17 protein-coding genes are annotated in these 19957 nt (G+C 42.5%); 9 read left to right on the top strand and 8 right to left on the bottom strand.

Going from position 1 to position 19957, the window contains the following annotated elements; all coding sequences use genetic code 11:
• Positions 1 to 64 precede the first annotated feature (64 nt).
• Positions 65 to 691 carry an SGNH/GDSL hydrolase family protein gene (locus tag B5Y40_RS10090; protein WP_245840509.1) on the top strand — a complete coding sequence of 209 codons (627 nt, stop codon included), beginning with the start codon at positions 65 to 67 and terminating at the stop codon, positions 689 to 691.
• A 100-nt stretch (positions 692 to 791) separates the two neighbouring features.
• Here the strand turns inward: B5Y40_RS10090 and B5Y40_RS10085 are convergent, their stop codons facing one another.
• From B5Y40_RS10085 to B5Y40_RS10070, 4 genes are all read right to left on the bottom strand, one after another.
• A complete protein-coding gene (locus B5Y40_RS10085) occupies positions 792 to 1487 on the bottom strand; it encodes a 3-keto-alpha-glucoside-1,2-lyase-like domain-containing protein (RefSeq protein ID WP_079686546.1) in 696 nt (231 codons plus the stop codon).
• Positions 1488 to 1563: 76 nt separating this feature from the next.
• Positions 1564 to 2253 (bottom strand): LytR/AlgR family response regulator transcription factor, encoded by a 690-nt coding sequence (locus tag B5Y40_RS10080; protein WP_079686545.1) that lies wholly within the window; start codon positions 2251 to 2253, stop codon positions 1564 to 1566.
• Positions 2250 to 3323 carry a sensor histidine kinase gene (locus B5Y40_RS10075; RefSeq protein WP_079686544.1) on the bottom strand — a complete coding sequence of 358 codons (1074 nt, stop codon included), beginning with the start codon at positions 3321 to 3323 and terminating at the stop codon, positions 2250 to 2252. The genes B5Y40_RS10080 and B5Y40_RS10075 overlap by 4 nt, the downstream gene beginning before the upstream one ends.
• Positions 3323 to 3928, bottom strand: coding sequence for a hypothetical protein (locus B5Y40_RS10070; protein WP_079686543.1), 606 nt, complete (start codon positions 3926 to 3928; stop codon positions 3323 to 3325). Before B5Y40_RS10070 ends, B5Y40_RS10075 begins: the two co-directional genes overlap by 1 nt.
• 344 nt (positions 3929 to 4272) lie before the next feature.
• On the opposite strand from B5Y40_RS10070, the gene B5Y40_RS10065 reads away from it, so the two are divergent.
• Positions 4273 to 4764: a glycine-rich domain-containing protein gene (locus B5Y40_RS10065; RefSeq protein ID WP_079686542.1), complete on the top strand. Its 492-nt coding sequence runs from the start codon at positions 4273 to 4275 to the stop codon at positions 4762 to 4764.
• A complete protein-coding gene (locus B5Y40_RS10060) occupies positions 4761 to 5540 on the top strand; it encodes a hypothetical protein (RefSeq protein WP_079686541.1) in 780 nt (259 codons plus the stop codon). The genes B5Y40_RS10065 and B5Y40_RS10060 overlap by 4 nt, the downstream gene beginning before the upstream one ends.
• A 124-nt stretch (positions 5541 to 5664) precedes the next feature.
• Here B5Y40_RS10060 and B5Y40_RS10055 read toward each other — a convergent pair whose 3' ends face one another.
• On the bottom strand, positions 5665 to 6828 hold the full coding sequence (locus B5Y40_RS10055) for a zinc-dependent alcohol dehydrogenase (protein WP_079686540.1): 1164 nt from the start codon (positions 6826 to 6828) through the stop codon (positions 5665 to 5667).
• 188 nt (positions 6829 to 7016) lie between these two features.
• Here B5Y40_RS10055 and B5Y40_RS10050 point away from each other — a divergent pair, with 188 nt between their 5' ends.
• From B5Y40_RS10050 to B5Y40_RS10035, 4 genes are all read left to right on the top strand, one after another.
• Positions 7017 to 7580, top strand: coding sequence for an RNA polymerase sigma factor (locus B5Y40_RS10050; protein ID WP_221408886.1), 564 nt, complete (start codon positions 7017 to 7019; stop codon positions 7578 to 7580).
• Complete coding sequence (locus B5Y40_RS10045) at positions 7561 to 7827, top strand: hypothetical protein (protein WP_079686539.1); 267 nt, start codon at positions 7561 to 7563, stop codon at positions 7825 to 7827. The genes B5Y40_RS10050 and B5Y40_RS10045 overlap by 20 nt, the downstream gene beginning before the upstream one ends.
• 5 nt (positions 7828 to 7832) lie before the next feature.
• Positions 7833 to 8483: a ClpP family protease gene (locus B5Y40_RS10040; RefSeq protein WP_079686538.1), complete on the top strand. Its 651-nt coding sequence runs from the start codon at positions 7833 to 7835 to the stop codon at positions 8481 to 8483.
• A 408-nt stretch (positions 8484 to 8891) separates the two neighbouring features.
• Positions 8892 to 11990, top strand: a complete 3099-nt coding sequence (locus tag B5Y40_RS10035; RefSeq protein WP_079686537.1) for a PQQ-dependent sugar dehydrogenase — start codon at positions 8892 to 8894, stop codon at positions 11988 to 11990.
• 53 nt (positions 11991 to 12043) lie between these two features.
• On the opposite strand, the gene B5Y40_RS10030 is transcribed toward B5Y40_RS10035, so the two are convergent.
• Positions 12044 to 12547: a GNAT family N-acetyltransferase gene (locus B5Y40_RS10030; RefSeq protein WP_079686536.1), complete on the bottom strand. Its 504-nt coding sequence runs from the start codon at positions 12545 to 12547 to the stop codon at positions 12044 to 12046.
• A gap of 294 nt (positions 12548 to 12841) precedes the next feature.
• Between B5Y40_RS10030 and B5Y40_RS10025 the strand changes: the two genes are divergently transcribed.
• Together B5Y40_RS10025 and ctlX are read left to right on the top strand one after the other, a co-directional pair.
• Complete coding sequence (locus B5Y40_RS10025; protein WP_079686535.1) at positions 12842 to 14284, top strand: arginine deiminase family protein; 1443 nt, start codon at positions 12842 to 12844, stop codon at positions 14282 to 14284.
• A 181-nt stretch (positions 14285 to 14465) separates the two neighbouring features.
• Positions 14466 to 15380 carry a citrulline utilization hydrolase CtlX gene (gene ctlX, locus B5Y40_RS10020; protein ID WP_245840508.1) on the top strand — a complete coding sequence of 305 codons (915 nt, stop codon included), beginning with the start codon at positions 14466 to 14468 and terminating at the stop codon, positions 15378 to 15380.
• Positions 15381 to 15382: 2 nt separating this feature from the next.
• On the opposite strand, the gene B5Y40_RS10015 is transcribed toward ctlX, so the two are convergent.
• Both B5Y40_RS10015 and B5Y40_RS10010 read right to left on the bottom strand, forming a co-directional pair.
• Positions 15383 to 16438: an SGNH/GDSL hydrolase family protein gene (locus tag B5Y40_RS10015; protein ID WP_079686534.1), complete on the bottom strand. Its 1056-nt coding sequence runs from the start codon at positions 16436 to 16438 to the stop codon at positions 15383 to 15385.
• A 174-nt stretch (positions 16439 to 16612) separates the two neighbouring features.
• On the bottom strand, positions 16613 to 19687 hold the full coding sequence (locus B5Y40_RS10010; RefSeq protein WP_079686533.1) for a sensor histidine kinase: 3075 nt from the start codon (positions 19685 to 19687) through the stop codon (positions 16613 to 16615).
• Positions 19688 to 19957: the final 270 nt, after the last annotated feature.

Here is a 19957-nt window from a genome sequence, read left to right as displayed (position 1 = left end):
CTTTTTTACGTATATCTCTCCAATAACAGTTTTCTTGAGTATGAAGAAGTTAATGTTGATATTCATGCTGATATCAATACACGGTATGGCACAGCAACCTGACCTCACAACGAAAGTAAAATTCCTGGCGCTTGGCGATTCCTATACCATTGGCGAAAGTGTATCTGTCCAGGAACGATGGCCCGTACAATTGACAGAAGCACTTCGAAAGAAAGGTATAGATTGCTCTGATCCAACCATCATTGCCACCACGGGCTGGCGTACCGATGACCTGAAGCATGCTATCACGAATGCAAATCTCAAACCGGAATATACCCTGGTGTCGCTGTTGATCGGTGTAAATAATTACTACCAGGGCAAATCCGCTGAGAGCTATGCCCCGGAGTTTGAAGAACTTCTTCGCACCGCGATTGCTTTAGCCGGTGGCAACAAAGCAAATGTATTGGTAGTGTCTATTCCGGATTATGGATATACACCTTTCGGTAAAGACAAGCAACCTGCTATCAGCAAAGGTATAGATGCATTTAATGCCATAAATAAATCCATCACCGAAAAATTGGGTATAAAGTATATATACATCACGGATATATCCAGAAGAGGACTGGCAGATCCCGGCCTCGTTGCTGGCGATGGATTGCATCCCTCGGGGAAAATGTATACCGAATGGGTAACACGCATCCTGCAAGATTAAATATTCATACACAGAGAGCACGAATATGAAGTTCACAAAGTATACTTTGAATAACGCTGTACCTCCTTTGTACTCTCTGTGAAATTCGGCAACTACTCAATTACTTCCTAGTCACCTTCAAATTTGTAAAATGCGCTTCTGTTCCAGGACCAATCCATAGCGCTATACCTCCCTCCTGCTCTGCCCCAAGCTTCAGATCATTTACAATTAATGTTGGCTGGGTTGCACCATGAACATATAGACGAGCTTTATCGCCCTCTACTTCAATCTTCATCTTCGTCCACTCACCAGGAACGAGATCGACATACGTTTCATACTTCTCGGGAGTTTCTGATCGCAACCTGTCCCATGGATAATCGGGAAATGACGAGTATTGCACCGAGTGATTTCTTCTCATCTGGTCGTCAGCCCTCCCGTTGGTTGGACGCAGGTATATCAATTCAAATTTTGAATCATCGTTTTGAACACGAAACGCAATGCCTACAAAGCCGCGCGACCCCTCCGGGGCATTGGGTGCAACTTTTCCGGATACTTCAAGTTCGATTACACCATTCTTGAACGTAACATCTTTTACCTTGGCATACACCGACTCTGCTTTGAAGCTTGCTCGCTCAGATTCCTTTATATTTTCAACCACTTTCACTGATGGCTTCCCGAGATAAGTCTCCGTTGACAACGATACATTTACCGGGAGCAACTGCGTTACATTTTTCAGAGGTATCTCAATTTTGTTTTGAGCCTGGCTGTAGCTAAAGCTTATCAATACTACGAGGAATGTGAATAGATTACGTTTCATATAAAAGGGGGTTGGTGTATATACTTTCCATACGCAACATCCGGCAAAATGGTTTACCTGAATTTACCAGCGGGCATTATCCCTTTTGAATGCGCAAAAGGAAATCGCTCTTATAGGTTTGTCCGATGGGAATTGACTTCGCGGCCACCACAACGGTGTTGCCATCTATATATTGAAAATGGTCAAGCGAGATCAAAAAGGATTTATGAACCCTCACAAACATGCTCTCGGGCAACTGCTTTTGTATACTTTGCATAGTCTCATGCACAACAATTGTCTTATCATCCAGCTGTACTTTTATATAGTCTCCCAGTGCCTCAACAAACAAGATATCCTCATGCTTCACTTTGTATAATTTTTTATCTGCTGTCAGCAGTATATAATTTCCGGAAGGCAGCGCGGGCAATGATTTTAGTTTCTCTTTCAGCTTATTGACGGCCTTTAAAAAGCGTTCAAAGGGAAATGGCTTTACAAGGTAGTCGATCGCGTTTACTTCAAAACCTTCAATAGCATATTCCGGATATGCCGTTGTAAAGATTACGTGTGGCGGATGCTGAAGACTCTTGTAAAAATTTATACCGGAAAGTCTCGGCATATTTATATCGAGGAACATTACTTGCACCGGCTGCGCAGCAATCAGCTCGTTTGCTTCGAGTGCATGATTGCATACCTTGATCAACTCCAGATCCGGCACATCTGCTATATAGTGCTTCAAAATCTCTTGCGAAGCAGGTTCGTCTTCTACAATGATACAGGTAATCTTCATCTTGAACTGACTGGCTTTAGGTTTGCAGCTTTTAACTGAATGGTTAACGTTACCCGAAAGATATGCTCTTCTTCCTCAACACGAAAGACTCCACGATCGCTATACATCAACCGCACACGCTCCCGTATATTATTTAGTCCAATGCCTTTTACAGGATTCTTTTCGATCTCCTCTCCCTGCCCTCTGTTATTCTCAATGAGAAAATTGATTTCATTTTCATTTGCATATAGCTTCATCCGGATAAACGTATTTTCAATATCACCTTTTATACCATGTTTGAAACTGTTTTCAACCAGTTGAAGTAATAACATCGGGGCAATCGGAACGTTATCGGTTATTGAGGTTTCAAGATCGATAGCTGCATGCTCGCCAACACGATACCGCTGCAGATGTATATAGTCTTCTATAATTTTTACTTCAGAACGAACCGGAACAAATTCTGCGTTCGATTCATATATCACGTAGCGTAATATATCCGAAAGTTTAATAATCGCTTCGGGTGTCTCCGCGGCTTTACGCAATGCAAGGGAATATAGCACCGTAAGACTGTTAAAAAGAAAATGTGGATTTACCTGGTTCATCAAGGCGCGCAACTCGGCTTGTAACTTCTCCTTCTCCAATGCAATAACACGCTCTTTAGTCTCGTTCAACGTAATCCATTCCTTTGACAATTTAAGCAGCGATGTTACGATGATGAACGCTACAAAGAACTTCAGCAAATCCCTGAATTCATAGTAGGAAATAAAATAATATCCAGGCAGAACAAAGTCGATCAGCTTATCGAATAACAACTGGTTAAACGCTGTTCCGGCTATACCTGTAATGGCTACCAGTATAGTATACATCCAGTATTTCCTTTTCTCGAGGAAATGCGGTATCAGTACCAACAAATTGAAATATACCGGCAGCATGATGGTGACCATAAAGATTGCCGTATACAAGTAATCAATCGGGAGTGTTTGACTTGTACTGGTAAAGACGTTCAACAGAATATAATAGGAGATTGTCCAAAACACGATTTGCTGTGCAAAGCTATTCCGAACAATCTTCCCGAGGTGCTGGCCTTTCATTACTGAACTCTTTTTAAATCCATCACCACTTCCGACTTCCCTGTAAATGCTTCCGGGTCATTTCCATATTTAAGGATAAATTTTTGCAGTTCTTCCGTGGAAGCTGTCAAGATATACATTTTATCATCTTCCTTCTGTTCGTTTTCATGTACAACTTCATGAGCAATCCTAATTTTGTTCTCTGCAAATAATTCAGATAACCACTCTTCATTAAGCCATTCGATCCGAACACGATCACCAGCGATATTTTTTACCCTGGCCAGCGAATGGGAAGGGATCAGATGAAGTGCAAACAGATCAACCTGCTTGCCATCCTGTTCCTCGGGGAGGAAATCCAGGTATACTATACTATTCAATTCAAAAAGATGTGCTATAAATGTAGCCGAGATTCCTTCGTTAGAAGTCACCTTCATCCGGTACGCATTTTTCTTTTCTTCAACCGGACTGATCCTCCAGGTACCCGTTTGCTGGTCTCTCCAGGTTCCCATTAGTTCCTGCTTGAATACAACGTTCTGTTCGGTATAAAAGGGATGAAGCGATTTCACAATGCATCCTTCCATAACAACGGCCAGCAGCAGCACAACCAAAATCCATTTTGCTCTCATAGTTTATAAATTTAATGTGCCGGCAATTTGGTTTGCCGAAAAGGCGTTCTAAAATTTTTTCGATGAACAAGGTTGACCTGTCGTTGAACACTTTTAAAGAGCACCAAGTGATAAAAAAAGTTACTGCTAAATATAGAAACCTATGCCCGAAAAATCCGTTTCTTAGAGTGTGAAACAACTAATTATCTGACACCTATCATTACATCATTCAGACATCCTCTGACGTTCCACAAGATCCCTCATTATTTAATTCTCAATCATTTCATTCTACAATATTGATAGCCAGGCAATCAAATCATTTTGCCCGCCATACAACTATACTATCGCGAAAATAACCACGAACTATGAAGGAAGAACATACCGTTCTCTGGAAAGAGATCAAAGCGTTTGAACTGGACGACCCCGATTCATCACTTTCTTTTAGCGGCAGACTTGCCCGTGAAAACGGATGGACCCTGGAATTTTCACTGCGTGCTATTGAAGAGTATAAAAAATTTATATTCCTGATCTGCATCGCTGATCATCCGCTTACACCTTCCGACCAGGTAGACCAGGTATGGCACCTGCATCTGCTCTATACACACTCCTACTGGGAAGAACTGTGTCACACTATACTAAAGCGTGAAATTCACCACGGCCCCACAAAAGGAGGTAAACAAGAAGGGTCGAAGTTTGACGACTGGTATTCAAAAACGAAAGATATATACAAGGTTGTCTTTCACCAGCGTCCGCCAAAAGACTTATGGCCTGATAATGACAAAAGATTTAGTGACATAAATTTCCAACGCATCAACCTCGCTACACATTGGATTATTAAAAAACCATTTATAATATGAATCAATTATCAAAACTCACACCCGCTGAAACGTTACTGGCAGTACACGGATCGGCAACACACCTGAATGACCTGTTAAAATATACCCTGATGGATTTAATTTTCCGGCAGGTATTGGAATTGGAAACAACAACCCGACAGTATAACAAGAATGATCCACCAAAGATATATCAATATGTTGTACCGGGACGAAACTTTGATACCTGGACGGATAAACTCCATGAGACTGTCTTTCTTTCAACGTTCAGAAGAAACAGCGACCAGAAGATATTATTCAAGAACATGGTGAGTATAGGGTATCAAAATGCAAAATCGAAAAGAACGTATCACAGCTACGTGCTAAGAAGTAATGGACTTCACAGTGCATTTGAGACAACCTTCCTTCAGAAAATTTTTGGTGGATTCGATTATACAAGATCTGGAATACAATTAAAGAAGACCATCGCCGATGAATTTATAGCGCTCGAAGAAGTAGTTGCATCGTATCGCAAGACAAAAGATAAAAATGTACTGGAATCGTTGCGCGCCATAGGCGGAAATATATTCCTGATAAGTGGCCTTGACATCGGGTTAGCACAAGAGATCGATAAGGAACTATCTGAAGAAATGAAGAGAACCTCAACAGATACGAGTGGATGTGGTGGTACCGGCTGCTGGACTACATTCGATACCAGTGGTAGTTCTTCCAGTGGCGGGCACAGTGGCTGCAGTTCGCATGGAGACAGCGGATGCTCCTCATCCGGATGTAGTGGTTGTGGCGGATGTGGTGGTGATTGATCTAAATTCTTCAAAACAAGAATTATTGAATAGCTATATCTTACAGGATAAAACTATTCAACAATCCAGAGAAAGATTATACAATATTTATACTACATCATTTATACGACACCTGTATACTATATCAAGGCTTCAATACTACCTTCACACAGTTGTCTTCCTTTTTATTAAAGATGTCATACATCCGTGATGCCTCTGAAAGCGGAACCCGGTGAGAGATCACATCATCGAGCTTTACTTTTCCACTCTCTACAATGGACAGCAACTCATCGATATAGCGCTGCACCCAGGCTTGTCCTCCCATCAATTTAATTCCTTTATCAAACCATTTATACAATGGAAAATTATCATACGGTGATCCGTATACTCCTACAACGGTAACGGCCCCGCCTCTGCGTACAGCGTCGAGACAAGCTTCCAACACTTTCATCGATCCCTTCTCGGCTTGCAATACATTTACTATTTTTTCCATCGTAGAACGATCGGCTTCCATGCCCACAGCATCCACGCACACATCTGCTCCATAGCCACGTGTCATATCACGGATTACCTGAACGGCATCGCATTCTGCGGCATTGATTGTCTCTACATTGGCGGTTAACCGTGCACGCTCCAAACGATAGGGATATATATCTACACCGATCACACGTCCTGCACCTTTAAGCCAGGCAGCCTTTTGCGCCATGATCCCCACCGGGCCACAACCAAATACAACAACGGTCTCCCCTCCTTTCAGTCCTGCCCAATCGATCGCTGACCAACCGGTTGGAAATATATCGGTAAGAAAAAGTACTTGTTCGTCGGTCAGATTGTCGGGCACTTTGCGGGGACTATAATCCGCATACATGATGCGTGCATACTCAGCTTGTCCTCCGTTATAGCCACCGTATAGATCGGTATACCCATACAGTGCACCACCAGCACCTTTCGCTATTATGATCTCACCTTCGGGACCGTACGTATTATGATTTGAGCTTTCACAATGTGTGGGCAAATCCATCGCGCAAAAATGACAATGACCACATGCTATAGGAAACGGCACTACTACCCGATCACCTTTTTTCAGATTGGATATTCCACTTCCCACTTCTTCTACAACTCCCATGAATTCATGCCCCAATACCATCGATCGTGGCTGAGGAACCATACCATTATAAATATGTAAGTCCGATCCACAGATCGCGGTGGACGTTACCCGGATTATTGCATCACGCGGATCTTCTATCCGGGGATCCTCTACTGTCTCAACCCGAACATCTTTTGGCTTGTGAAAAACAAGAGCTTTCATCTATTGATTATTTATGTGACCTATATTTTGACAGGGTCGAGCGTTAATTTTCAAACCACTTTCAAATAAGTATGCCAATAAAAGGGTTTAACTTTATGCAGATGGAAGCAAACACCTATGAAAAAAAATTACAGATAAACGGTGATACTTCCATACTTTGCTGCACATACTATTAAATACACACCATCATGGAATGTATACAACTAAAAGAAGGTATATCTGTGCAGCCTGAAGCAGCACGCGAAAAAGTGTTTGAAGCACTATATAAAAAGGCATTTCCTGGTGTTGCACGGTTTGTCAGTAAGATGAATGGAACTCTTGAGGATTCTTCGGATATCTTTCAGGATGCGCTGGTGATTTACTATGAGAAGAGTCAGGACGAAAGCTTTGTCCTTCAAACTTCCACGGAAGCCTATATATTGGGAATCGCCAAGCACTTGTGGATCCGGAAATTCACGCGCGACCGTATGAGGATTTCATTGGATAGTACGGAAATCAACATTACACTTCCCAATGATTATGTTCCAACCATCAACACGAATCAGTTGCTAAAATTTATCGAACAGTCGGGACGAAAGTGTATGGAGTTGCTGCATACATTTTACTATGAGAAAGTATCGATGAAAGAGATTGCCGGGAGATTCGGATTTATTACTGAACGCTCCGCCACGGTTCAGAAATTCAAATGCCTAGAAAAAGTCAGAGACAAGATCAAAGAAAAATCCATTGCATATGAGGACTTCATTGAATGATATAGCCCTGGCTGAAAAATACCTTTTGGGAAAACTTGAACCGGAAGAGACATTAGTTTTCGAAGCAAGGTTACTGACGAATCCCGTATTGCGATGGAATGTAGCTGCGCAGAAGAAAGTATATAGCGTATTGAAACTCTATCATCGCAAGAAATTAAAGAAAGAAGTACAGGTTGTGCATCAAACCATTTTCAACGATGCCAAACACCAGGACTTCAAACAAGAGATCCTTCAACTTTTTAAATAATATACATGATACAGGCGAATATGGTACCGATGGTAATCGACAATAGTTCCCGGGGTGAACGTGCTTATGACATTTATAGTCTGCTGCTGAAGGAACGAATAGTGTTTTTAGGCACGGGCATCAACGATGCCGTGGCCAATGTAATTGTAGCGCAGTTATTATACCTCAACAGTATAGATCAGAAAAGGCAGATCAGCCTATATATAAATAGTCCGGGAGGAAGTGTATATGCAGGACTCGCCATTTATGACGCCATGCAAATGATCCAAGCTCCCGTTTCCACTGTAGCCGTAGGTGTTTCTGCGAGCATGGGTACAGCCTTGCTGACGTCCGGTGCTAAAGGAAAACGATATGCGTTGCCACATGCCACTATACATATGCACCCCACGGGTGGCGGAGCGCAGGGTTATACAGAAGATGTGCGCATTGCCACACGTGAGCAGGAGCGCATTCAAGCACAGTTGTTTCATTTAATGGGTAAACATTCCGGCCATACCTGGAAGGAGATCGAAGAGTACTTCCTGCGTGATAAATTTATGAGTGCGCCCGAAGCAAAAGACTTTGGTTTGATAGATGAAGTACTTGGTGACACCAGTGATGTTATCGTATTGAATAATCCCGAGATTGATGTAAGGCTGTTTCAAAAAGCAGAGTAAGTGTTTAAACGTTAGCTCCATTAATGTCTTCCAGCCACACCTTCGTGGCGCTTAACTGGTGATAGTCGATACACAGTTTGTTTATTTTTCTCCACCTCTATATTTACCCTGGCGTTCTAATTATAGCAGAACCCAACCTGCTTCAATGGCATTATTATTTAGACTATTGGCTGCCGGCAATCGAACCGGCAGTTGGGCAATGCATTACAAATACTCTTAAAAGTGGTGGTGATTGTGAGTGAATTCAACGGTATCAGGTGCATTGTTTCGAACGTGTTATCAGAAGCAGCAACGTATTAAGTATATATAATAATAATTTCACACAGACCCGATCTATACGTCATGTATACTTCGGGTCTGCCACTATTTTACATCTGCGTATGATAACACTTTTAACCAATCACTTTCATGCAACACGTAAACTCTCCTTTCTCTTTAAAAGGAAGACTTAGTCTTTTCCTGATCGTAGCCACAATTTTAAGTGGACCTTTGTTTGCCCAAACCTTTCCGACAGGTTTTAGCCGTGTGCAAGTTGCTAGCGGCATCAGCAATCCAACCGTAATGGCCTTTGCCCCTGACGGAAGAATTTTTGTAGCGCAGCAAAATGGTGCGCTGCGCATTATCAAGAACGGAACACTGCTGGCAACTCCTTTTCTGCAACTGAGTGTAAACTCCAGTGGCGAGCGGGGTCTCATCGGCATCGCGCTCGACCCTAACTTTTCAACCAATCAATATGTATATCTATACTATACATTGCCGGATGGATCGCGAAACCGTATTAGTCGTTTTACAGGCAATGGTGATGTAGTTACACCTGGAAGCGAAGTTGTCATATTAAATCTTGATCCACTCAGCAGTGCCACCAATCACAACGGCGGGGCTATGCATTTCAAAAACGGGTTGCTATATGTCGCTATTGGCGAGAATGCAAATTCCGCGAATGCACAAAACCTTGATACCTATCATGGTAAAGTATTGCGTATTAATCCAGACGGTTCTGTCCCTGCGGGTAATCCCTTTACAACAGGCTCCGAACAACGCAGAAGAGTTTGGGCCTATGGTCTGAGGAATCCCTATACATTCGATGTTCAGCCGGGTACAGGAAGAATTTTCGTAAATGATGTCGGGCAGAATACCTGGGAAGAAATCAACGATGCTACTACCGGAGGGCTAAACTTTGGCTGGCCGAGTGTTGAAGGCAATGGCTCCAACCCTGCCTTTACAAACCCGGTATATGCATACCCGCATGGCTCTGGCGATGGAAATGGCTGTGCAATTACTGGTGGTGTATTCTTTAATCCTTCTTCAACAAACTATCCGGCAGAATATATAGGCCGCTATTTCTTTCAGGATCTTTGCAATCGCTGGATCAACATGCTGAATCTATCGGGATCTACTGCAACACGCTTGCCATTTGCCACAGGCCTTGGTGGTGATGCGCTGAGTATAGATGTAGGCAATGATGGAAATCTATACTATCTCGAACGAAGCACGGGGGCGCTGTTCAGAATTATATATACTGTCAATACCGCGCCAGCCATTGTAACACAACCCACTAGCGTTACCGTATCCGCAGGACAGTCTGCTTCTTTTTCTGTTACCGCCACCGGCACAGCACCGCTAAGCTATCAGTGGCAAAGAAATAATGTAAATATAGCAGGTGCTACTTCGTCCACCTACACGATTGCCAATACACAGGCCGCGAATGCCGGTGCATATCGTGTTATTGTATCGAACTCCGCTGGCAGTGTTACCAGTAATGCCGCACAGCTTACGGTGACAACATTCAACGCGGCTCCGGTGGCAACTATAAGTACTCCGGCTACCGGTACACTATACCGCGGGGGAGATGTGATCAGCTTCTCCGGAGACGCTACCGATGCAGAAGATGGTACGCTGCCTGCCAGTGCCTTTACCTGGCTGGTAGATTTTCACCATGGAACTCACCATCATGACGGACCACCGGTAGCCTCGGGCGTCAAGAGCGGATCATTCACGATTCCCACCAGTGGTGAAGTTGCCGATGATGTCTGGTATAGACTATATCTCATCGTGACCGATTCCCAAGGATTAAGAGATACGGTGCAACGCGATATACTCCCCCGCAAGTCAACCATCAACCTGGCAACTCAGCCTGCAGGATTGCAGGTTACGTTAGATGGACAACCGGTGACTACACCAACCTCTGACCTGAGCGTTGAAGGTATACAACGCACCATTGGTGTTGTGTCACCACAAACATCCGGAGGCGTTACCTATACATTTGATCGGTGGCTTCATGGTGGCAGCGCTACACAAACAATCTCCACTCCCATCGATGATATTACCTATACTGCCGTTTATACGGTGAGCACATTGCGCGAACCTGAAAATCCAGCAAATACAGTAGCAGGTATAGCCTATAATTACTATGAAGGCGCGTGGAGCGCGTTACCAAATTTTGCAACCCTTACCCCCATAGAAACCGGTAATATTGCCACCATCAACCTGACTCCACGCAATCGTGAAGATGACTATGCATTCCGGTATACCGGGTTCATTGATGTACCCACCGATGGAACGTATACATTTTACACCAGCTCGGATGATGGCAGCCAGCTATATATAGGTTCGACACTGGTTGTGAACAATGATGGTTTGCATGCCGCTCAGGAAGCATCCGGAAGTATAGGCTTGAAAAGAGGAAAGCATAGCCTTACCGTTACGTTCTTTGAGCGTCAGGGTTCTGCCGTGCTCACGGCGAGTTACGCAGGTCCGGGCATTACTAAGCAGGCCATTCCGGGTACTATATTATACCGGCCGGGTTCGTTTGGTCCGGTTACATTGGAAGCAGAGAATGCGACTTTGTCGGGTGCCATCGTCCTTAGCAACCAGGCAGGTTATACCGGAACAGGATTCGCAGATTATATCAATGCTTCGAACGACTATGTTCAGTGGTCAGCGGCAAATATACCTTCTGCCGGTACGTATACACTTACTTTCCGGTACTCCATGGGCAACACACCTCGCTCGCTGGCGATCAGCGTGAATGGGACCACGATCAATCCGTCATTGACATTTCCGCGAACTACCACGTGGACGACCTGGACAACGGTATCCCTAACAGCTTCGTTGAATGCAGGTACAAACCTGATCCGCGCCACGGCCATCGGCAGCAGCGGACCGAACCTGGATCACCTCGTGATCAGCAGTGGTGCTGCTTCCAGTACTATGAATATAGCATCGGATGAAACTGCAGAGAGAGGTAATCGCGGATTCTCGGTATATCCCAATCCTGCAGGACGTGAAGTCTATATTAACACCAACGCTGACCAGGGTGATGCATTGGAGATCAGTCTTATCGATATCAACGGACGCGTGCTGAAGGCTGTTCACTACGAAGCCAAAACCAGTGGAGAAAATGACGTCACAATCTCTGCTGAGAATATACCGGATGGTGTATACCAGGTGCGTGTAGCCAGAGGAAACCGATCGACTTCACGAACGGTCATTATTAAGAAAAACTAACTATATATTTACGTTGTGCCAGTTTATGCTGGCACAACGTTTATAAAATTGTTTTACAGAATCGTTGAGAATAGGTCTTTTTTGAAGAAAAGCGTATCTACTGGCATGCGCGGAAAACTGGCAGGAAGATCTGCAGCATCCACTACTACAAATCCTTCACGGTTATAGAATCGCTGGGCTGCTTTTAATACATCCACAGTGCCCAGGTAAAGTGTTTTTATACCATAGTTCAATGCCCAGGTTTCCAGGGTATATAATAATGATGAAGCAACGTTTTTGTCTTTTCCACGCCAATCCTCGCGCACAAACATCTTTCGTATAGCGCCCATGCCGTCCCCCATATCGATGAGTGCAATCGTCCCGATAACTTCTCCTTCCGTGGATATAGCGCACCAGAAATTACCGTTTCCCCTCCTGTAAAAATTACGAATGTCCAGCAGATCCGGTTGATCATTCAATGATATAGCAATGTGAAATTCCCTTTGTTGAATATCCAGAATGAGATTGGCAATTTCATCTTTATGATCTTCCTGGTAAGGCTGGATTTTGACGTGCATGTACGTTCTGTATTAAACATCTAGTATACATATTTTTCCGGTGTTCATTCAACTTATTTATACAACCTGTATATTTTGTTTATACGTCCAGAAAAATGGGGTTAAAATATGAAGCATTAATATACGTATTTGGTGTATAGAGTAATGCCGATTGAAAAAACGGGACATATCACTTTTATTGAAGTACAACTGGTGACGCTAGCAAATTTTCAAATGATCTTTTTAAACTTAATTGGCCGGATCTGTTTGTAAATCACAAAACAGGGTTGTTCCTTGTAGGTTATAAATGTCCTTATGAATAGTGATTCAATCCACATTACTTCTGAAATCGGAACGTTACGCAGGCTCCTGGTCCATAGCCCGGATAGCAGCCTTGGAAAAGTAGTCCCCTCCAAAGCACAAGACTGGCTATTTGAAGATATAGTGCATTTGGACACAATCCGTAAAAAGGAGTACGATTATTATACCCGGATCTTACTTTACTTTCTTGACCCTGATAAGATAGCCGGCAAATTAACAGAGATTGATTCTGAAACCAGTAACCGGAATTTCTATAAACCAGATAATGCAGGCTTTCACGCATCCGACAAGGTAATTGAATTGCAATGGTTACTGGCGGATATTCTGCGGGATGATACAATCAAGATCAAACTGGTGGCATCGGTATGTGCCGTTGAATTTTGCTCGTATGATACACAGAAATGCTTGTTTGATCTGGAGCCTATAGCATTATCAAAAGTATTGATCAGCGGGACATTGAAAGATGGCCGCATGCTCTTTGCTCCTATACCTAACTTTATCTTTACGCGTGATATTGGTGTAGTGATCAATGATCATATTTTATTGAATCGCCCTGCCAAGAAAGCAAGAACACGCGAGGCATTACTGACCAAATATATATTCTTCAATCACACTTTATTCGAAGCCTTTCGTAATACTATACTCGAGATTGAAGATACATCGCATCACTTCCTGATGCCGAAGGAAAGTGATGACAAAAAGGTTACCCTTGAAGGCGGTGATCTGATGATGATAAGCGCCAGGCATTTGCTGATAGGCGTAAGCGAGCGTACTACCGTTGAAGCCGCACATCAGGTCATTAACCTTCTCTTCGAAAAGAAAATCGTTGATAAGATAACGGTGATCCGCATTCCCAAGAAGCGAGACTATATGCATATTGATACAGTCTTCACGCAAGTGAAACGCAACGTATGGGTTATGCTCGGTAACTTTTCCAGGAAGAGTATACGGAAAGAAGATGCTGATCCGGTTGAGCGTATACTGGAAAGTAAAAAGAAAGATGACCCGATCAAAATCACTCAGTTCCTGAGAAATGATTTGGAACATCCGCTTCATTTTGATGGACTGGAAGAATTGCTCATAAACATCAGTGAAACAGATTTGAAATGCAAAGAGAAGGTAACGTTCATCTATTCGGGCAACAATGAATTTCCATATGATGTACGCGAGCAGTGGACCGACTCTTGTAATGTACTTGCTTTGCGCGAAGGCGTTGTGCTGGGCTACGACCGAAACGATAAAACCACGGACGCGTTCCGGGCGCAGGGCTTTCATGTAATTCACGTGCATTCCTTATTGGAAGATCTCGAAGCAAAAAGAGTTCGCACCGAGGATCTCAAGGACACATTAATTCTGATGCCTTCAGCCGAACTCTCCAGAGCCCGTGGCGGTTTTCATTGTATGAGTATGCCTTTGCTTCGAGACAACCTTGAATGAATGCTACGAGACTTTTAAACAGTCTTGCGTTATATGCTTCGAAATTAAATATAGCCAACAAGCTATAAACGTAATATAGCTGCGAGCGAAGAGTTTACCGGAAGTAAAACAGATATACATCTCTTCACTTTGTAGTAATCGAGTGAAAGCTCAAAACTTTAATGGACTAAAACAAAAAAAAATGTCACAAACCACATCGCATTTGCTGATGATCCGGCCGGTGCAATTTGAATACAACGCACAGACTGCTGTCAATAATGCTTTTCAATCTACGCAGGATATACATGCGCAGGATCTGGCATTAAAAGAGTTTGATGATTTTGTGACGCGACTACGCGAACACGGTATAGATGTTACCGTTGTGAACGATACTGCAGAGCCGCATACTCCCGACTCGATATTTCCCAACAACTGGGTTTCTTTTCATGATGATGGAAGTATAGTCCTTTATCCCATGTATGCAGTAAACCGGAGACAAGAACGGAAAGCCCATGTTATAGAAACGATTCGGAAACAGTTTACGATAGCCAAACAGATTGACCTTTCTACCTTTGAGAACCGAGATCTCTTCCTAGAGGGAACGGGAAGTATGGTACTGGATCGCGAGTATAAAATTGCCTATGCATGCCTCTCACAACGAACAGATGCAACGGTACTCCATGAGTTCTGCAAACAACTCGGATATACCCCTCAGACGTTTGTTGCAACCGATGCGAATGGATTTCCTATATATCACACCAATGTAATGATGTGTGTGGGCGATGAGTATGTGGTCATTTGCCTGGAGTCTATACCCTCGATAGCGGAACGCAACGAGACGATGAGTGTGATCGGAAAAACCAACAAGAAGATTATTGACATTACCCTCGATCAGATGAATCACTTTGCAGGTAACATGTTGCAAGTGAGAAACCGGGAAGGTAAAAAATTTCTGATCATGTCATCCCAGGCTTATTCATCTCTTACAGCTGAACAGGTTTCTGAAATTGAGCGGTATAATCCGATTATCCATTCGAGCCTCGATACCATTGAACGCAACGGCGGGGGTAGTGCACGGTGCATGATGGCTGAAGTATTTCTTCCGGCAACGGCCTGATCTTACCACTTCATGAGAGACTTCAGGTACGTTGTCACTTCGTTTGCCATTAACTGATGGTCTTTTAAGTCAGGATGACCGCCACAGCCGCTTTCATAGGTTCGCGAATATAGAAACTTACTCACTTTCCGATCGCCCTGTTTAACTGCATGGTTTACGATTCCCGTCAGGTAATTCTTCATTTGCTTTGTTAACGCAGCATTTGCCATCGGACTGCTCATACAAACAATCTGCGCTTTTGGATAATGGCTCCGCAGCGTATGAATGAAATCTATATAGGCGCTGCAGAATTTTACGGAGTCTTGTATACCATCATTTTCTCCCAGGCAAACAGCCACCACATCCGGAATATAGTTTTTGAAATTCCACGGAACGACATTCGAACCAACGTTGACTTTATCAAATACCTGCGGCATCAAGAAAGGCTTATCACAGCAATTATGAATAAGGCCGATTCCCGATTCCGATGTTAAATGATACTGCGCTTGTAAGGTTCTCGCCACGATAGCCCCATAGCTATAGTATGCATTGTGCTGATCATACCATTCGGCTTTGTTACAGGGTATCGCAGCAACATCACTGCCCATTCCACAGGTGATCGAATTGCCTATGAATTCAATTTTACGTTTTGGTTTTGGCGGCATCGGCAATAATTTCTCACACTGAATACCGACAAACTCCAGGTAACCGATCAGTGCTTCCGTGTTCTTGCAGATGGTAACGGTATGTATACCCGATTTTACATTGTCAAGCTTGATGGTATCGGTCTTGCCTGTCATCTGAACCCTGAAAGGTTTCTGGTCATCGAGAGCTATCTCAAGGTAGTTATGGTATTTGCCGTAGAGTACTTCGTCATTCAGAATTATAGCGCAGGACGAACCCTGGAACTTCATCTGTAGATATACTCCCGCAGCCCAAAATCTGGGCAACTTCGGATTTGAAAAATCAATGCGGCCCGTATACTGTATATCGGGATGATTGGCTGGTATAAATGTAACCGGGTTGGCCCACGTTAACGAGGTATAAAATAAAATCAGTACTCCAATAAAAATTCGCATATCAAGTCCTTTAACAGTTATCCGTTGATTAATGGTTATCTATTAGCAAATAACAGATAAGACATCGCGAAGATATAGGCTAAGGTGTATAAATCCCAAAAACGCCACAATAAAAACCGGATAACAGCGTACGAACTTAGATTCGCACTATGCTTTAATTGTTGCTACAAAGAATTACTGTACAATTGTCAAACAAAATGTAAATGTACTTCCAACTCCTTGCTGGCTTTCGATACTGAACTTGCCGCCATTTTTTTCAATAAACTCGCAACAGAGCATAAGCCCTAGTCCAGACCCCTTCTCTCCTGACGTTCCATATTTAGTAAAATATTCTTTTCCCAGGATTTTGTTAATATCTTCCTCAGAAAGACCGGTTCCATTGTCATGCACCGATATAAATATATAGCCAGGTTCTGGTTTCGCGATGACCGAAACAATTCCCCTTTCAGGAGTAAATTTAATAGCATTGCTAACAAGGTTGCGAACAATGAGACTTACCATATCTTTATCTGCATACACTTTCGGGAGCCCTTCTGTTATTTCCGTTTTAACAGTGATTGATTTTTTAATAGCTTGAGGATTGAGCAGGCTAATATTCTCATGAATGACATCTGTCAGATTAAATTCAGACTTGTTCACCAGAATACCTCCCATTTGTCCTTTTGCCCATTGCAACAAATTATCGGTTAGTGTAGCTACATAATTGGCGCTTTCCTTCAAGTTGGGCATAAGCTTGTGTTGAAATTCTTCAACTGATATATACCCCTGTTCAAGCAAATTAAATACTTCACCGAACTGACGTATTGGTCCGCGCAGGTCATGAGATATGATAGAAAATAATTTATCCTTTGTATTATTCGATGCCTTCAATATTTCGGCTTGCTGCTCAAGGGCTTCACTTTGCATCAGAATTTCCTTAGTCTTTTCATGTACTTCGTGCTCCAAAATTCGCTTTTGAATGTTTACTCTTTTTGTCCGCAGGACAGTAAGCCAATATACTAAAGCGATAAACAATAGTACATATACTATGTAGGCCCAAACAGTTCTATATATAGGGGGATCAACATGAAATGTATAGCTGGCTACGTTACTTTCATTGTTGTAAACATTTCTGGCACGCACTTCGAAAGTGTAATCGCCTTCCGGCAAATTTGTAAAGTGTGCTTCTCTTGCGTTGGTCCACGCTGACCACTCTTTATCAAGACCCGTAAGCTTATATTGAAATTCATTCTTTTCAACATCTTCATAGTACATCACATTGAAACTAAACAACATACTGTTCTTTGAATAGGGAATATTCATGGTCCGATGTATGAGACGATCTACATAAATTACAGAATCGGCAGCCGTCACCATTTTTATAATGGGCTCAAGCGATTCCTCAAAGAATGTCTGCTGGTTCGGATTATAGGCAATCACTTTATTATTATTACCGAACCATGCTCCGCTTTGTGTGGCAATTAAAGGCGCGTCCGAATCAACCCAGGTAATTTTATCAAAAGGAGTGCGTAGCACATTGTAAGTATTATCAGCCTGTTTCAGTAATACTCCTGAAACTTGTTTCATTTTTTCCCGCGACTCTCTCCCACGGAAATATATTTGCCCTTCTGGCGATTCTGCAAGTGAGTAGACAATACTTCCTTGTAAGGCTTTGACAAATCGATTGTCAGGCTCAAAAATATCGCTGGTTTCATTATAAGTATATATACCATTCGCAGTTCCAACAACAATCTCCTCATTACTTAATTTAAAAACCCGGTTGTTAAGATTGGAAGGAAGTCCGGATGATGTGGTGTAAATTGTTTTTTCAATGATAGAGTCCATCTCTTCATTCAACCGCAATTTCCAGATACCCTTTCCATCATGCGAAATCCATAAGTCACCTAAAGTATCTTGCTGTATAAATCGCGCTTCTTCATCAAAGCCTTTTATCTTACGCTTACTCCAGGAGCCTTTACTTTTTGTCAGCAGCCATATACCCGTATCAAAAGTTCCCATCACTATACATTCCGGATTATGCCTGAGAACACATATGGATAGGACACTCTCATGTGCGATCAATTTTGTCACTTGCTGCTGCACGACTTCAAAAACACCATCTGAATGTGCCAGGTAATTCCGATTTTTGTAATTATAAATATTCCAAATGATACCATCTGTACCCTGAATAAATTCAAACTGGTGGTTGCGTTGCTGATGATATAGTCCTACATCGGTACCAACATATCGTTCTTCACCTTGTGCTCCCAACGAAAATACAACGCCTTTAAAACCGTTGGTCTTATCATAATATGCTATAGGAGAGCTCGTAATAACCAACCCCAGAAATTCATCGGTTACAAACCATACATTATGTTGAGCATCTTCATAAAATATAGAAGACCATAAATTACTTTCGCTCAGCATTCCGCTCGTGACCTTGCTAAGAATTTTTCCATTCAAGTCAATAATGATTATCTCTTGATCCGTAAGAATTGCAAATCTTCCATCCGTCAATGGGCAAATTCGTCTTACAAAAAGATTTCTTATCGTTGCATTAATTTCTTCGGAAAGAATCTGTGTTTTCTTCGATTTGGGATCGACCACTAACACTCGATTCTGCCGGTCTACTATCAGGAGGTATTTCTCTTTGTAACCAACAACCAGCCGGGTACTGCGGATTTCAAGTTTCAAATATGTGTTTCGAAAAGCACCGTCCTGATAATGATATAGTATACTCGCATTCTCATCTATGCCATACAAAGAATCACCTAAAGGGACAAACCATATATTGGGCATATCCAAAACATCGACCTTTTCATTACGGTATATATAGCAATGCATCTCATCACTAAAAAAAACCGATCCATCGTATACCGCTACATTATCCGTTGACTGGACGGCAGCGCGAGTCTTTTCGTCCAACAACCCCATGAGTGAAACGTATTCAAATTTACCATCCAACTTTTTTTGGAGGTATCCAAATCCATTCTCTGCGCCTACATATACCTTTCCATTTTCATCTATAGCAAGCCCACGGCAATACGCATTGCCCGGTAGCGGTAATAGGTCCCAGTGAATACCATCAAATATTAATACGCCATCTGTGTTCGCGAAGAAGAAAGTACCTTGTTGATCCTGTGCAATATTCCAATTTTGAACAGATGCCTGGTGTGTCTCGGTCGGATAGCGCTGTACAAAAAGCTGTTGCCCGAAGCCAGATTTACAGCTGCCGATAAATATCAAAATAAATATTAAATAAAGGCGCATTTTGTATGTCAACGCTTGACAAGATTTAACGTACTCTATAGCTGATCAAACATAAATCGCTAAAACCCCGTGAATAAATTGATGTCTTTAATCACTAAATAAGATTTAAGAAAGCTATTGGAAGATCATTCAACGAGTTAAATATACCCATTACCATCGATATAATTGTATAATGTTTGTCATCACGCATATCGAGTATAAAATCGAATAAATATCTTATGCTTCCTTTAGTGAATATATAACCAAGTTACTTGCATCTGTATATCTTCA

It is taken from the genome of Ohtaekwangia koreensis (genome assembly GCF_900167975.1).
Taxonomy (GTDB): Bacteria; Bacteroidota; Bacteroidia; order Cytophagales; family Cyclobacteriaceae; genus Ohtaekwangia; species Ohtaekwangia koreensis.
Note: the sequence above shows the minus strand (reverse complement) of the source record. Positions and strands in the feature narration are given on the sequence as shown.